The organism is Prosthecobacter debontii, assembly GCF_900167535.1.
Taxonomy (GTDB): domain Bacteria; phylum Verrucomicrobiota; class Verrucomicrobiia; order Verrucomicrobiales; family Verrucomicrobiaceae; genus Prosthecobacter; species Prosthecobacter debontii.
The window spans coordinates 394,379-408,800 of the sequence record NZ_FUYE01000004.1; the positions used below are offsets into that span (position 1 = coordinate 394,379).

Here is a 14,422-nt window from a genome sequence, read left to right on the forward strand (position 1 = left end):
GGAAAGGAAGGTGAAAAGTCCAATGTTTTGCCTGCCCACGATGCTGGAAGCGTTCCCGTAAAACAAGACAACTTTCAGATCGAACACGAGTGGCTGGCGATGTTCGTGGTTATCTTTTTCGTTATCTTTTTAGTGATAAATTGCAGATGAGTAGCTAGCAGGGGGGATGCTTGACGGCGTCAAATTCGCCGGTCAATAGTCAGCTAGATGAAAAAAGCCAACCCGCTAGAGAGTCAGCATGTGCCAGGTCGGCGGCACAACGGACAGATTCGAACCATTCTGATCGAGGACAGCACTGCGATGCGAGTGATGCTCGCTGCTGCAGTGCAAGAGTCGCCGGCGCTAGACTTGTTGGATCAGTTTGGCAGTGCGGAAGATGCTCTGGCCAATGTTGCCAGGCTCATGCCAGATGTGGCCGTGGTGGATATTCTCCTGCCGGGCATGGATGGGATCAGTTGTATTTCCGCACTGAAAAAGGAGGTTCCCGGCTGCCAGATTCTCATGCTGACGGCTTTCGAAGATTCTGAAAAGGTGTTCAGCGCCTTGAAAGCTGGTGCGAGCGGATATTTGATCAAGAGTTCCAACCCGAACGACCTTGTGCAGAGCATTCAAGATGTCTGGGCGGGCGGAGCCCCCATGAGCGCCTCAGTCGCGCGGAGGGTCGTCGAATCCTTTCATGAGTCTGCTCAAAGTCCCCGCCTCTATCCACTGACTGCTCGCGAGGAAGAGATCTTGGGGTTTTTAGCACAGGGATATTTGACCAAAGAGATCGCTGGGCGAGTGGGGGTCAGCTATGCCACCGTTCGCTTCCACCTGCGGAATATCTACACCAAGCTGCATGTGAATAGCCGCACACAAGCGGTCCTAAAGTATATGTCTTGACGCAGCGAAGATAGGCGATGAGGAAAACTCCTCAGGAGTTCGTGGGGGTGCGATTCATTCCATCCTTATCTCGCACCAGAGAAGCCGCTGGGGATGAATAGAAACAATGGCCCTCGTGCGGACCTGTCCAATTGGATGGTATTAACGGGGTGGCTGAAGGATTTCGCTTCAAATCTCTGATTGTTTTGGCGGGTTCAAAACCGAAGGACTCCAGGGTTTATTGAAGGGACCCGAGACTAACCTGTCGTTCATTCAATTCACGTCGGTCCTTGCCGACCAAAGGGATTGCCCAGCGAAGGCGGGTTTGCCTCCCTTTCTCAAAACTTTAAGTCCATCCATGTTGTCCTTTTAAATGGAATCGTTTCTTTTCGGTTCATTACTCGTCCGTCCCTTCGTCTGACATTGCGCCTCTCGAGTAGGCGGCACCGCACTCGGAGTCTCCGACCCAGAAGGATCAGGTTACCCCATAAAGGGGCATTCGGTGAATGCGAGTTATTGAAGAAAACGGAACTCCGCAGTTGCCCAGAGAGTCTGCACCAAACGTGCCCAAGCATCCTGCCTTTCTTCGTCCGTGGCATTGCCAGAAATGGAGGCTTCCAAGTAATCCGTAGCAAGCGCGAGTTCCTTGGGGGCTGGCTCGCGGCTGAGACTCAGGCGATAAGCCTGACGAATCCCTTGATCGTTATCCTGATTCATGACCATTGCCGCCGTGCTGCGTGCCATCTCGATCACTTGGGGGTGATTCATGAGATACAAAGCCTGAGGCGCGATGGTGCTGGTCGTTCGCTGAGCAATGGGTTGATTGATGTCAGCGAAGTCGAAGACCTCAAACAGAGGGTGACGGACATTTCGGAAAGCGGCGGTGTAAACGCTGCGGCGACTGTCGCTGAACGTGAAGTTGTATTCGAGATTTTGAACCTTGGAATCGTTGGCATTGACGGCCTTGGCATCGGTAACATTCGGACCAGCCCAGCCGGAATCCAAAGTGCCCGAGGCGACCAACATGGTGTCTCGAATGCATTCAGCGTCCAGGCGTTTGCGGTTCATGTGTGCGAGAAGACGATTGTCAGGATCATCCTTCAGTCCGGCACCGTCACTGCGCATGCGATAGGTGCGGGTCATGACCAATTCTTTAACCAATCGCTTCAGATTCCACCCGTCCTCCATGAACTTCACAGCAAGGTAGTCCAGCAGTTCAGGATGGGAAGGAAGCTCTCCAGTGATGCCAAAATTATCGGTGGTGCGCACAAGGCCCGCCCCGAAGAGCCAATGCCAGACGCGATTGACAAACACTCTAGCCGTGAGGGGATGCTCTGGACTGGTCATCCACTGAGCCAGTTGTAGGCGTCCGCTTTGTTCTTTCGGAATGGCGGGTGTGTCCGGCGTCATTGCCACTTGGATGAAACCGCGAGGCACCTTGGCTCCGAGGTTACGGATATTGCCACGGATATGGATAGGCGCGTCCTCCGGCTTTTCATCCTCAAGAACCGTCATCGCTTCCATGCGCGTCGGTCCTTCCTTCTGGACGGCTTTCAATTCCTTCTGCAGCTCATCCATTCGGCCTTTGATTTGGCTCTCGGCCTCGCTTGCTATAGCGGAAGGCATTTCAGGCATATCTGCGTCAGCCGGGACAAATTGGATAGCATCAGCCGTGACATAACCTTCAGCCCCGGCATTGGAAAGCATCACAAAGTTTTGCCCGGTCTTTTCAAACCGGTAGGTGCCGAGAGAAACGAACTGCAATCCTTTCAGACTCTCGGTGGCTTGTTTGAAATAAACCAGCTCTTCACCATCCGCGTGGAAGATGGTCGCAGGGATACGCTCTGCACGGCCAGGACCCGCGATGTAGGCCAGTCGCACTTCGTAACGACCTGCAACTGGCAGCTTGGGCGTGAAGGTCAGTGTTTTCTCACCTTTGCCTTCATTGTGATCGTGGCAGTAACCACCATTGATGTAAGGCGGGTAAAGTTTGCTCTCTTTCCAGAAGCCCACTTTTTGCGCTTCACTGTCGTCCACAACGATGCCGGGCAAGTCTGCTGTCGTCAGCGTTGGTCGTTGGCGCAAAGTCGCTCCTCCCACATCGCGCAGCTCATCTTTCAGTGTGGCGATGGCCTCGGATAGGCGGGCTACTTCTCGCTCCTTTGCTTGCATGAGGCGCTCTTCCTCTCCCTCGAAGGGCAGGGGAGTGTCAATCCAATGGGCGACATTGTCCGTGTAGTTTTTGAGCGTCTTCGTGCTCCGCATGATGCCCGCCAGCGCGTAGTAGTCCCGAGTGGAGATGGGGTCGAACTTGTGATCATGACAGCGTGCGCAGCCGATGGTCATCCCCATGAAAGACTTGCCCAGCGTATCAAGCTGCTCGTCCACGATATCCATCCGCAGCATTTGCTTGTCCTGCTCCTCATAGTTGGTTGGGCCTAGTGCGAGGAAGCCAGTCGCGGTTAAATTTTGGCGGCGCTCTGAAGCGGTCTTGGCTGGAAGCAGATCCCCCGCAATCATCTGCATGATCATGCGATCAACCGGCACATCGGCTTGCAGAGTCTCCAGCAGATAATCACGAAAACGCCAAGCATCCTTAAAAGGCAGCGAACGTCCTCCACCCGAGGATTCCGCAAAGCGGGTGATATCCATGAAATGCGAAGCCCAGCGTTCCGCAAAAGCAGGCGAGGCTAACAAGGAATCTACCATAGCTTCATACTCGGCATCGCTGAGATCTTGGGTCGAGACCCTTTCAGGAGGGAGGCCGGTCAGATCGAATGCCAAACGGCGCACCAAGACGGATGAAGGAGCTTGCTCTTCCGGTTGTCCACCCGCACGTTCCAGCCGAGCCAAGATGAATTGATCAATGGTGTTTGCTGGCCACTTCCGCTGTTGAACGGGAGGTGGCTGCGTGACCTTCGGCGATTGGAAGGACCAGAAGCTGCCATCAGCCTTCGGGCTGCTGTAGGCACCACTGGCTTCAGGGGCCTGATCTCGTGGGTCGTGAGCCCCGCTGCTGATCCACGCCTTCAGATCCTGTAGGGCAGACTCAGGCAGCTTTTGTTTGGGTGGCATCTTGAGATCGCGGTCGGCATAACTCACCGCTTTCCAGAGAAGACTCTCGTCGAGCCTGCCTGGCACGATGCTTGGCCCCGAGTCCCCTCCAGTTTCCCAGCCCGCTCGGTGATCCAGACGAAGACTGCCCTTTTGTTTCTCCGCACCGTGGCACTCCATGCAATGCTCCAGCAGCAGCGGGCGAATGCGCTTTTCGAAAAAATCAGCTGGTTCAGCCACCGCGCCAAAACCTGCGGCTGGAAGCAACGGCAAGAGCCAACGAAGGGTTCGCGGAATGGCATTCAGCATGATCGATCTAAGTAAACGAACGATACCGAAGGCCTCTTTCAACTGAGAGTCCTGAAGTGATGTGGCATTCGATATGCAGAATGAGAATGATAAACGGAATTGCCATTCGAAGCGTAACCACCTTTACTGTTCCCTTTTCATGCGTTTTTTCCCAACCAGCGCAGCCCTGCTCAGTATCTTTGTCGCATCTGCCTCTGCTCAACCTGTGTCACGACTGGTGTGGCAGCCTGTGCAAGAATACTTCATCCGCATTCAGCCCGGTAGAGCCCAGATGCCAGTCGAAGGCACGCAGCGGCTCAATTCATTTGTTTCCTACACTCATTTGGGAACCGACTTCGGGTTTCATGGGCCAGCAGAACACACGATTCAGTGGCAGAGTGATGAGATCTGTGTGCATCTCGGGCAAGATCCAGACTCTTGGGCAGGTCTTTGGCATAGTTTAGCCGGATTGGCTCGCGAGTCCTCGGAGGTGATGGATTTTGAGGCTCCTTGGCCAGTCTTTATAACGGCAAAGTACCAGCCGAAGGTGGTCAGTGTGATGCTTCAGGCTAAGGGCCAAGGTCGGCTCAAGCTGGAGATCAAATCCAACACGCAGGAGATGTTGTGGAGTGAGGTTTTAACGGTCGATAAACCCGAGTGTGAAACTTACATTCTGCCCGTGCCTTCCATGGCCATTCGGAACGCCAAGTTAATCAACTGGACGGCTGAATCTGGCAGTGAGGTGTGTGTGGACAACCTCAATCTGGGCGTGGAACTACCTGCGATTCCCTTCGATGAATACGTCGTCGCCGCATGCTACGCCAAACTCGCACGTTGTTATGATGCCAGTTCGGGCTTTGTGCGAGATCGAGCTCATACGGAGGCGGGTGCCTTCGAGTCAGTGAGCTCAACAGGCATGTTTGCCCTGATGACGGCTGCGGTTTCTCGGCCGCCACTTTCCATGGTGAGTCAGAAGGATGCCTCGAAGATCATTCGCACCATTCACAAAGCGGTCCGCAGCCTGGATCATCCCTACGGCTTGTTGCCCCACTTTGTGCGTCGCACAGCCACGGGTTACGCCATTCACCCAGGCACGGAGTTCAGTTCTGTCGATACGGCCATCTACTATCATGGTCTGCTCCTTGCGGCCGAAACTCTGCACGATGAAGACTTAAAGATGGAGTTACTCTCGGCTGTGGACCAGATCGATTTCAAGTCCCTCCATCTCACCGATGGTAGCATCAGCCATGGTTTAAAGGATGATGGTCGTAGCATTCTCCCTCACGGCTGGAATGACTGGGGGGGCGAGTCTGCGCTCGTCAAAATGTTAGAACGTATTGTCAACGATCATACGCCTCAGGTGAAAATGGAACGTCCCGGGCAGGCGTGGCAAGGCACGGGCTTTATCCCTGAAATCCAAAGTCTCTTTTATCCAGATTTTGATCGTGATGAGCCTGATTCATTGGATGGCGTGAAATGGCGTAGTGCAAGGGTGCGTATGCTGGAAGCTCAGCGCCAGTATATCCAGCGCACTTGGCCGCAGAGCCTACCCGCCCGGTTGGGAATTTACGGACTCTCGGCTGGGGAAGGAGAACATGGAGATCGCTACCAAGTGGGTGGGGTGGACTTGCCCGATCAAGCGATGATTCATCCGCACTACATCCTGATGTCAGCTTCATTGACTCAGCCCGCCGAGACTTATGCTCTCCTAGAGCGGATGGAGAAAGCGGGCTATTTCCCCCCCTGGGGACTGGTTGAAACCATCAGCATTACCGGTCACAGCTACCTACCAATGAACGGCTCGCTTAACGCCGCCTTTGAAGCTCTCGGGGCCTATCATTTGTTCGCAAAGAGCCGTGGGATCCCCGATGCCATCTATGAGGCCAGCCGCCAGTCTCCCGAGCTGCGCCGTGCGGTGGAGCTCTTTTTTCCACCGACTGCGAGGCCCATACAGTCGGCTGAACTCAGGGGAGCCCCTGGGACTCCCTGAGTTCAGAACCAACCCGAGCGATTATTTAAGAACCTCAAAAGTCTGCCCGATTTTTTTATCGAGAAATGCCCGCAATTTATCCAGCCCCTGCTCGGATTCGGCGGAGATTGGGAAGATCTTCACTCGTTTGAAGCGGTCTTTGATCCGCTCCACGTTCTCTTCAGCCCCCTCAACATCGATCTTATTAGCCAAGATAAACCAGGGGCGTTTAGACAGCTCTTTGGAATAAAGAGAGACCTCTTTGCGCACGATTTCCAGGTCCGCCACGGGGTCCCGCCCTTCAGTGCCAGCGGCGTCCACCACGAAGAGAAGAATGCGGCAGCGCATGATGTGGCGCAGGAAATCATGTCCCAGTCCTATGTTCTGGTGAGCTCCCTTGATTAGGCCAGGGATATCCGCCAAGGTGCCGCGACGATGGTCGCCAAAATGGATCACTCCCACCATCGGTTGTAGAGTGGTGAACGGATAATTGGCAATCTTGGGGCGAGCCGCGCTCAGTTTGGACAGCAGGGTGGATTTGCCTGCATTCGGAAAACCGACAAATCCAGCATCAGCAATGCTTCGGAGTTCAAAATGGAAAAAACCTTCTTCCCCTTCATCTCCAGGAGTGAATTCACGGGGCGCTTGGTGGGTGCTCGTTTTAAAATGCACGTTGCCTTTGCCACCCTTGCCACCTTTGCAGAGCACAAATTCCTGACCTACATCGGTTAGATCTGCAAATGGCTCATAACGAGTGACGATGTCGCCCGTCTCAGGATCCTCTTCCTCAATGATCTTGGAGACGACGGTTCCGCTTGGGACCTTGAAAATCTCATTATCCGCGCTCTGGCCGGTGCAAAGATTGCCCCCGCCTTTATGACCGTCTTGGGCGATCAGCTTGGCATTGAAGAAAAACTGCCGCAGCGTGTTCGTGCTGGAGTCCACCTTGAGAATCACATCCCCTCCGCGCCCTCCATCACCGCCATCCGGGCCGCCTTTGGGACGAAACTTACCGCGATGAAAGTGCATGCTTCCATCCCCGCCTTTGCCAGCGCGAGCGTAAACTTTGATTTGGTCGACAAACATGAACCGGGCATGTAACCCGGTTTCCCGCCTGACTCAAGCCGTTCGCGCTTTTATTGTCAGTATGGGGCATTTCGGCGGGTGGAAAGCCCTACTATACAGGTAACCTTAGCACTCGCGGCAGGACGGGCATCTTCTCCTGCAGGTGTTTTTGAACCCGCGAGTACCTTGACTGCTTTGCTGGTCTTTAGGGAAGAATATCGGGCAGCAAGGGGGGCGGCCCCCCGGAATCTCACAGGATGGCTTGCGCCTCATTCAGCCGTCTCACTCAGGCCGATACACCTCCAGTTTAGCTGTCACAGGATCGATTTGAACGGTGTAGAAATTGGCAGGGAGCTTTTCAGAGGAAACGGCTGGATGCTCGATGAGCGTGAAATGCCAAACTCCCACCTCAGGAAGATCTGTGGAACCATCAGGTCTGAACCGAATGGCCACATACTCACGCGATCCATCGGCCGCTAACTCTTCCTCGGAAGGCAAGGTCCATACACTGGAAAAATCTGGATTTTCACTGAGAGCGATGCCGTCCGGCAAAGTTTCACGCGGCCCTATTTTTTCGAGTTGGGTTGCGGCATGAGAGGTCTCCTCCTCTGTTGAAGAAGCATCCGCGTCACCTTCGACCCAATGAAAAAGCTGCACGGCCTGCCCCGAACGACCATCCGCTGTGACCGCTGAAGGTGCTTTATAAAAACGCAGTTCCACATCAGAGGAAAAGGTGATCGCCAGCCCTTGTGCCTCCACCAGTTTGCCTGTTAAAAACTCGCCCGCAGCTGTCAGTCGGCTAGCTCTGATGATGCTTAGCATCGGTGGTGCAGCCAAGGCCAGAAGAAGACTCAGAATGAGAATGACACACAGACTTTCGAGCAAGGTGAAAGCCTTGCTGCGTTGAGATTGGTGATGCAGTGAAAAAAGTGAACTCTTCATGATGATCTAGAGAGCTAGCGGTCAGTAAGTGCTGCTGTCCCATGCCGCATTGCGGAGAGTGATGGTGGTGGTAAAGACCCGATAATTTACCCGCTGCCGATTGAGATACTGCTTCAGGCGATCCAGATCTCTTTCATAATGCTGAGCATCTTCGAAAGGAGCTTCAGCGAGTTGACTGAGGGCCAGTGCCTCAGCATCGCCACCGCGGCCTAACCACTGGCGTGTGGAGTCCTCCTCTCCAGCCACCAAGGTCACTCGCACCTGAGGGGGCAATAGATGCTGTGTCCCCTGATGAATGCTGCCATCTGTACGCACCACAGGACTTTCTACATCGGGGGTCTGATTCTCGACATCTCGAGAATTGTAGCGGTATCCAGGTGCAATCCAGTAAGCTTTCCGGCCCGACTCCGGAGACAGCGTGTCCGATGGCACTTGAGCTGAGAACAGCAGAAGCAGGATGTTGTCTGCGATCGGGCGTGAGACCGCTTCCAGATTTTGCTGATACCAGTGACGTTGAGTGTAAACGGCGTTACCCAGCAGATCATCTCCCTGTTGAGCCACTCTTTCCGCGGGGGGGCGATACTCCATCAAGCGGTAGCGATGTTTTACCGGAATGACTCCCCCAGGCAGAAAAGCAGGCCGCCGTTCTACATTGCTCTCGAAGTGCACGTAGTAACCACGTGCGTTTAACAGATGTCCCAGTCCACGGTAAGATTGACTCAACCCTAAAGGAGCTTGAAAAAAAAGAGCGTGCCCGGGTTTGTGGGAAACATCGCCCCCAGGTGTCAACTCGACTGCAGGTAAGATCTGAAAATCCAACTCCGACTGGCGCACGTAGCCAGCCGGGGATACACTCACGTCAGATGGGGGTTGGTTAGACTGAGTTTCAGCATAGAAATAATCCCAGTAGGTATTGAGCGTGGCTTGCGAGAGATTTCGAGTGATCGTTTCAAAAGCAATCCTCGCTTCGCGGAACTGGTCCACTTTACTCTTTGTCTCCCGCCACGAACGTTGGGTTGTCTCTAAGGCCGTCATAGCCACGAGCATTAAGATCGAGAGCACTCCCATTGACACGAGTAATTCCACCAGAGTGAAACCATATCTTGTCGAGAGATTCTCACGCCTACGCTGGACCCGTGAAATGGCTTTTTCCCCAGCGGCAATTGAAAGCTGATGATGCATGGAGATCATTTGCCAGTGCGGGCGATCAGCGTGGTATGCTGGCGATAGGCCATCGGTAACACCCGATCAAAGTTGAAGTTCTTGCTGCCTGTATTAGCCACTTTGACAGTCACTCGACGCAGATAAGGATCGATGGCGTCATCTTCTGCAGCGGTGACATCCGCTGAAAGATTCACATCCGAGCGAGGGATTTTCACCTCAGCGACGTAGGCCAGATCCAGCCCGGGGTCACCCCCTTCGATCGCGATTCCTTGGTCGTCGAAAAAATAGCGCTTTTCATGAAAGGAGGAGCTTAGCAGATCCTCCCCCGTATGGGTTTCCCACTCAGCTTGGCTGACGACTCCAAGCAAGTGAGACGTGATGCGAGTTTCTGCGGCCAATCCGCCGGCATCTCGGATGTTCTTTAGCCCTTCCGGAATAATGCCTAACAAGGTGGATAAAGCCAATGCGGTTATACCTGTTGCGATGGTGACTTCAGCGAGCGAGAAACCTGATCGACGAATTTTTTGAAGAGGAAGTTTGATTTTCATTGGGGAAGGCAAGTGCAGAGTTTGAGAGAGACCTATCGAAGACGCAGAACCTTGCTTCAGCGGGCTGACGACCGCTAAAAGCCAAACCGTTGAGTCTGAAGAATTCGAAATTCGTGGTAATGATCGAGTGTGCGGCCTGCAGCATTTGTCGCGAAGTCAGGCAACCCCGCTTGAGTTGGGTCCAGGTGCCGTTCGATGAGCGTGGAACCACGAAATTCACCCGTTACTTTGTCGAGATCTGAAACTTGGTCTGCATGAGTTGACCGAGCTTTTTGAATTGTCTGCGAAATGTAATGAATGAGGAAGGTGTTCGAGCGGGTTGTGACACGAGGATAGATGCCAGCATAGGGGCGTTCACGGGTGTTATCACCGGTTAGACGATGATCTGCCCAGAAGGACTCCATTTGCTCATGACTGCTCACACCAGGAGCCGCTTGAGGCACTAGATGAATCTCGCAGATTTCGCTTGGACTGATAAAAACGCGCCCTTGAGCGAAACGCTCGTCGAATTGAACCAGTGTTTTTTCCGCATCAATCTTGTAGTGCCATTGTTTAGCCTGTGCTTGCCCCCAAAATCCGTTTTGATTCGTGGAATCGGGAAAGACTTTGTAGTTAGGCGCATCTTCATTAGGCACCGCATGGATCACCTCGCCTTTCAGCACCGAATGCATCCCAGTCGCCCGACGAATATGGGTAAAAGGCAAGATCTGATAGTTCAGATTTACTTTCCCAGCGGTGGAGAAAGGTTCACTAATGGCGTAAGGCTCGACCACAGGCATCCAAAAAAACTCCAACAGCAAATGATCCGCCGGGCTAGTGCCGCCTGAGCGGCTCGGGCCGCCAGGATGACCTCGCTGAGGTCTGAAGAGTAAGGTCCGCCAGGGATCCCCCGCTTTGACGCTCGTGGGCAGTGAGCCAAACATCACAGGTGAAGGCATCATCCGATTCGGGGAATAAAAGTCTTGTTCTGTGGTGCGGTGTTGGCTGCTTTCACTGAAGTAAGCGATGCCCTTGTCTCCCGCGACGATGTTTAGATTGCCTTCATCCGGTTTATTGATGTAAGGCCCATCGCGATGAGGACCTGGACCGTTATCAAAGTCGCCATATCGCTGAGCTTTCACCGAGGCCTCTGTATTGTAGGGTAGGTCAGGGATACGATGGTTGGCATAACCAGCCCCTTGTTTGTTAGGCACCAGCCGTTTGTCAAAATCGGTATTGCCACCATAATCGTAACCTGGCAGCTGATTGCTTACAAAGTTGGTGAAGCTATGAGCTAGGCGTTGCTTGCCATAGTAACGGTGAGGAGACCAATCCTCACTTGGCACCGTCATCTTGGCCGCTGTCAGACGATAGTCTCCATGCCGGATCATCACGGTTTGCACCACATCACTGCCTTCCAACTCCTCCGCTTCATCGATCTTGACCTGGGTATTGGCATTATTTTGAGTGCGAAAGAGACGGGGAGCACCTGCGACGGCGGGATCGAACCCGAAAAAGAAAGCCCCCATCGTATGCTTGTTGGCGACGCTCGGGGCCAAGTTATGCCGGAACAGGCGACCGCGTAGATAGGCGGTCGAGTTGGGGCCCAATTTATCACGCCCAATCAAGGAGTCCCTCTGACTGATACCCACGGCACCTCGGCTATTGAAAGTCCACCAAGCGGGAGGCTCCCGTCCTAGATCGGCACCCACAGGCCGAGCCGCAGTGCGGACCAATGTTGGCGGTTTAAGACTTGCAGCAGGAAATGCAGGCTGTAGCACCTGAACCAGCTGAGCTGGAGTTTCCTCGACGGTGACAGAGCGTCCGACATGACCTGAATAGATCTCCACAGTCAGGATCACCGGATTGCCAGTTTGCACACTTTGAAGTTCCATTGGGAGTTCTCCATTCGCTCCGACGTTAATGTCCACGTAGTTGCTGATCAGATCATAATTCAGGACGCAGCGGTGTTCATCATTCTGCTCGGCGGGTTTTACAATCCATTCGGGCTTTCCCCAGTTGGCATCAGCGGGCATGGGAGCACGCGCAGGAACCTCGCGGCCACGAAGTAGTCCTTTCAAGCCGATACCATAGCCCCCTTGCATCTGAGCTCCGGGGTGAGTCGCACGTCTGCCTGTGTAAAAAAATTCTTCGTCTTTGGGGAAAAGGCTTTGCCCATTCACACGAAAAGAAGCTAAGCCCGAAACCTTCACGGTGACATCCGGCTCCAACAAGGTATATCCAGCCCCAGGAACGAAGAACTCCAGCAGTAATCTGGCTTGCACACGTCGATAACCTGGCCGCAACGGAGTGTTTGCTTCGAGCTGATGATTCCAGTTTTCACGTTGATAGCCCGGATGCGTTTTCTCTGGGCCATAAGGGAAACCGTTGGTCAGAGGATAGGCATTTAAATTGGCTTTTTCGCCTGCTGCCGGGTTGGGCTTTGGCCGAGGCGGAAAATTGGAATACCAGCGGTCTGTTGGGCTTGTGGGCGGATTGATGCCTAGCTGTCCCTTCTCCGCACTGCCACCTCCAGGCTTACCGATGTGGGGATAAACTTCGGCCAATGGATTGTTAGGATCATTCGTGTTATCCGCGGCGCAAATGAAGTGCAACCCCACCTCCGTGATGGTTGGAAATCGTCCGATACCCTGCACATGGCGTCCTTGGTAGTTCCATTGAGAAGGCGTTACTTGGCCATGCCCTGGAAATCCCAATTTTTCTTTCAATCCATCGCTGGCATCGGGATCGTCGTCTTCTGTAGCAGAACCAAAAAAACGAGGGTCCGTGAAGGTCTTGAAAGAGGTAGGGCGAGCGGATCCTGGCGCATAACCTAACATGAAGTTTTGCGCATTTCCATCGCCATTGATGCGATCTTCCGGTTTGATTAGATTGCCATCATGCAAGTTGACGGCCCGAATATAGTCAAAGATTTCCACCAAGATTTGTGCGGTGTCTTGACCGTATTTGGTCTGAAAGCTTTGACCTGCGGAGGAAGCAAATCCTGGAATGGGTTTCGCCCATTGATCCATGAGACTGGCTAAAAGAATGCTGTTGTCCTCCTGAGTGATGTCCTGCGTCGTTGAGTCGGCCCAGCCCCGCTGAAAGATGTAGCTGCGTTTCCCACTCGCGGTGCGGAGTGTGGCGCAGTGAGCGATGAGCTGATCGAACGCTGTTCGGTAAGCCGCTCCCCGATAGCTGACTGGCCAAACCGCAATCTTGGGCATTCCGAACGGATTGGCTTCAGGAGCTCGACTGTGCGCTGTCAGGAAGAAACCCGAACGCTGAATTCTTTCTGGTTCCAGAGCTTCTCCTGCCAAAACATTTCGCTGACGATCCTCGGCAAGTAGCAATTCATCCAGGCTCGCATACAGCCGCTCACGACGATAGCGAGTCAATGCCACGGCCTCGATTTCAGGATCGCTATAAGAGCGTGTTCCAGCCCGGCTGCCTCCAGGCCCCACCTTAGGCGCGAGTTCATAGATGGACTCCTTTTGGCCCACGGTCAGAGTTTGCCCAGGAAAAAGAATCGGGCTAAGCGCCGTACTGGCCGGATGTCCTGGATAACGCTGAAACTCACCCGCCACGGGTTGGTAGCGAGCGTAACCCGCATCTTGATCATAAAAAAAGGTGGGCATGGCCCAGGGGGTGGGTTCTGAAGCGGTATTGATATTCACTTTAGACGCCTCATCATCCGTCCAGAAAGCAATGCGTCCGGTGATGGGATTATCCGCAGTGGCAGGTTTCGGCCCCACGAAGTGATTGAATTCATTGAGAGAGCCTAGGGTGCCATCTTTGAGCACATACAGCCATTCCACTGGCATCGGCACTCTCTGAGTGTCACCACCGGTAGTCCGCACGCCGCTGATTTTTTGTCCTGCCGAGGTTTGCTCCCCATACGAAAAGCCCTCCACGGTTTGGCTGCCGGCCTGCGCTCTGGGGTCCAGAATAGGAAAGAGTAGCAGCGGTTGCCCCTGTGCGGTGATGCGCACTGTAGGGCGATTCAGATCGACATAACGATGCGGATTTGTCTGCCAGTCTGGAGGGACATCGTCTTCGAGAAGCTGCCGCTCGATCTGACCGACTGAGCGTAAGATCAGCTCTGGGCTGGAATACAACTTATAGGCCGTTTGAACTTGGCCATTCGTCGAGTGGCGACGCACCACACCAGGCTGAGAAGTCCAGGCCTCCAAGCCACTCACGTTTGTATTTTGAGTCGTTGCCTTACGAAGTTGCGAGATGACGACATTGACAGCCACCTCCGCCAGTTGCTTGGCCTGCTGGCCATCGGCATGCACTTTGGCCGACTTGAGCTCGGTTTGCGAAATGGATAACATGGCTACGATGAGCACGGTCATCAGAGCTACCACGGAGAGCATCGTGACTAGAGCTATCCCCTGGTGAGGACGGCCAATAGAATGGCGATAGACGTGAAAATTCATGCGGAAGTGGGGTTGAGGAGAAACCCGCCTTCCGTGGTCGGATCGGCTATTTCATACTATATGAGTATGATATTAAATACCGCCTTATTCCTTTCTGTCTAGTATGAATT

The 14,422-nt window shown here is 53.7% G+C and carries 8 protein-coding genes; 2 read left to right on the plus strand and 6 right to left on the minus strand.

Going from position 1 to position 14,422, the window contains the following annotated elements:
- Positions 1 to 207: 207 nt before the first annotated feature.
- On the plus strand, positions 208 to 882 hold the full coding sequence (locus B5D61_RS08375) for a response regulator (RefSeq protein WP_078812879.1): 675 nt from the start codon (positions 208 to 210) through the stop codon (positions 880 to 882).
- Between the two features lie 492 nt (positions 883 to 1,374).
- Here the strand turns inward: B5D61_RS08375 and B5D61_RS08380 are convergent, their stop codons facing one another.
- Positions 1,375 to 4,224 (minus strand): DUF1553 domain-containing protein, encoded by a 2,850-nt coding sequence (locus B5D61_RS08380; RefSeq protein ID WP_078812880.1) that lies wholly within the window; start codon positions 4,222 to 4,224, stop codon positions 1,375 to 1,377.
- Positions 4,225 to 4,363: 139 nt separating this feature from the next.
- On the opposite strand from B5D61_RS08380, the gene B5D61_RS08385 reads away from it, so the two are divergent.
- Complete coding sequence (locus tag B5D61_RS08385) at positions 4,364 to 6,193, plus strand: hypothetical protein (RefSeq protein WP_139373140.1); 1,830 nt, start codon at positions 4,364 to 4,366, stop codon at positions 6,191 to 6,193.
- A 21-nt stretch (positions 6,194 to 6,214) separates the two neighbouring features.
- Here B5D61_RS08385 and obgE read toward each other — a convergent pair whose 3' ends face one another.
- From obgE to vccA, 5 genes are all read right to left on the minus strand, one after another.
- On the minus strand, positions 6,215 to 7,258 hold the full coding sequence (obgE, locus tag B5D61_RS08390) for a GTPase ObgE (protein WP_078812882.1): 1,044 nt from the start codon (positions 7,256 to 7,258) through the stop codon (positions 6,215 to 6,217).
- Positions 7,259 to 7,519: 261 nt separating this feature from the next.
- Positions 7,520 to 8,179: a Verru_Chthon cassette protein D gene (gene vccD, locus B5D61_RS08395; protein WP_078812883.1), complete on the minus strand. Its 660-nt coding sequence runs from the start codon at positions 8,177 to 8,179 to the stop codon at positions 7,520 to 7,522.
- A 21-nt stretch (positions 8,180 to 8,200) separates the two neighbouring features.
- A complete protein-coding gene (gene vccC / locus B5D61_RS08400) occupies positions 8,201 to 9,370 on the minus strand; it encodes a Verru_Chthon cassette protein C (protein WP_078812884.1) in 1,170 nt (389 codons plus the stop codon).
- Complete coding sequence (gene vccB / locus B5D61_RS08405; RefSeq protein ID WP_078812885.1) at positions 9,367 to 9,891, minus strand: Verru_Chthon cassette protein B; 525 nt, start codon at positions 9,889 to 9,891, stop codon at positions 9,367 to 9,369. Before vccB ends, vccC begins: the two co-directional genes overlap by 4 nt.
- A gap of 74 nt (positions 9,892 to 9,965) precedes the next feature.
- Entirely contained in the window at positions 9,966 to 14,312 is a 4,347-nt protein-coding gene (gene vccA / locus B5D61_RS08410) for a Verru_Chthon cassette protein A (RefSeq protein ID WP_078812886.1), read from the minus strand.
- Positions 14,313 to 14,422: the final 110 nt, after the last annotated feature.

What these genes read in the sequence shown, in the direction of transcription:
- vccD (WP_078812883.1), bottom strand. Translation starts at nt 8,179, where the DNA reads ATGAAGAGTTCACTTTTTTCACTGCATCACCAATCTCAACGCAGCAAG.
- vccA (WP_078812886.1), bottom strand. Translation starts at nt 14,312, where the DNA reads ATGAATTTTCACGTCTATCGCCATTCTATTGGCCGTCCTCACCAGGGG.
- vccC (WP_078812884.1), bottom strand. Translation starts at nt 9,370, where the DNA reads ATGATCTCCATGCATCATCAGCTTTCAATTGCCGCTGGGGAAAAAGCC.
- obgE (WP_078812882.1), bottom strand. Translation starts at nt 7,258, where the DNA reads ATGTTTGTCGACCAAATCAAAGTTTACGCTCGCGCTGGCAAAGGCGGG.
- vccB (WP_078812885.1), bottom strand. Translation starts at nt 9,891, where the DNA reads ATGAAAATCAAACTTCCTCTTCAAAAAATTCGTCGATCAGGTTTCTCG.
- B5D61_RS08375 (WP_078812879.1), top strand. Translation starts at nt 208, where the DNA reads ATGAAAAAAGCCAACCCGCTAGAGAGTCAGCATGTGCCAGGTCGGCGG.
- B5D61_RS08385 (WP_139373140.1), top strand. Translation starts at nt 4,364, where the DNA reads ATGCGTTTTTTCCCAACCAGCGCAGCCCTGCTCAGTATCTTTGTCGCA.
- B5D61_RS08380 (WP_078812880.1), bottom strand. Translation starts at nt 4,224, where the DNA reads ATGCTGAATGCCATTCCGCGAACCCTTCGTTGGCTCTTGCCGTTGCTT.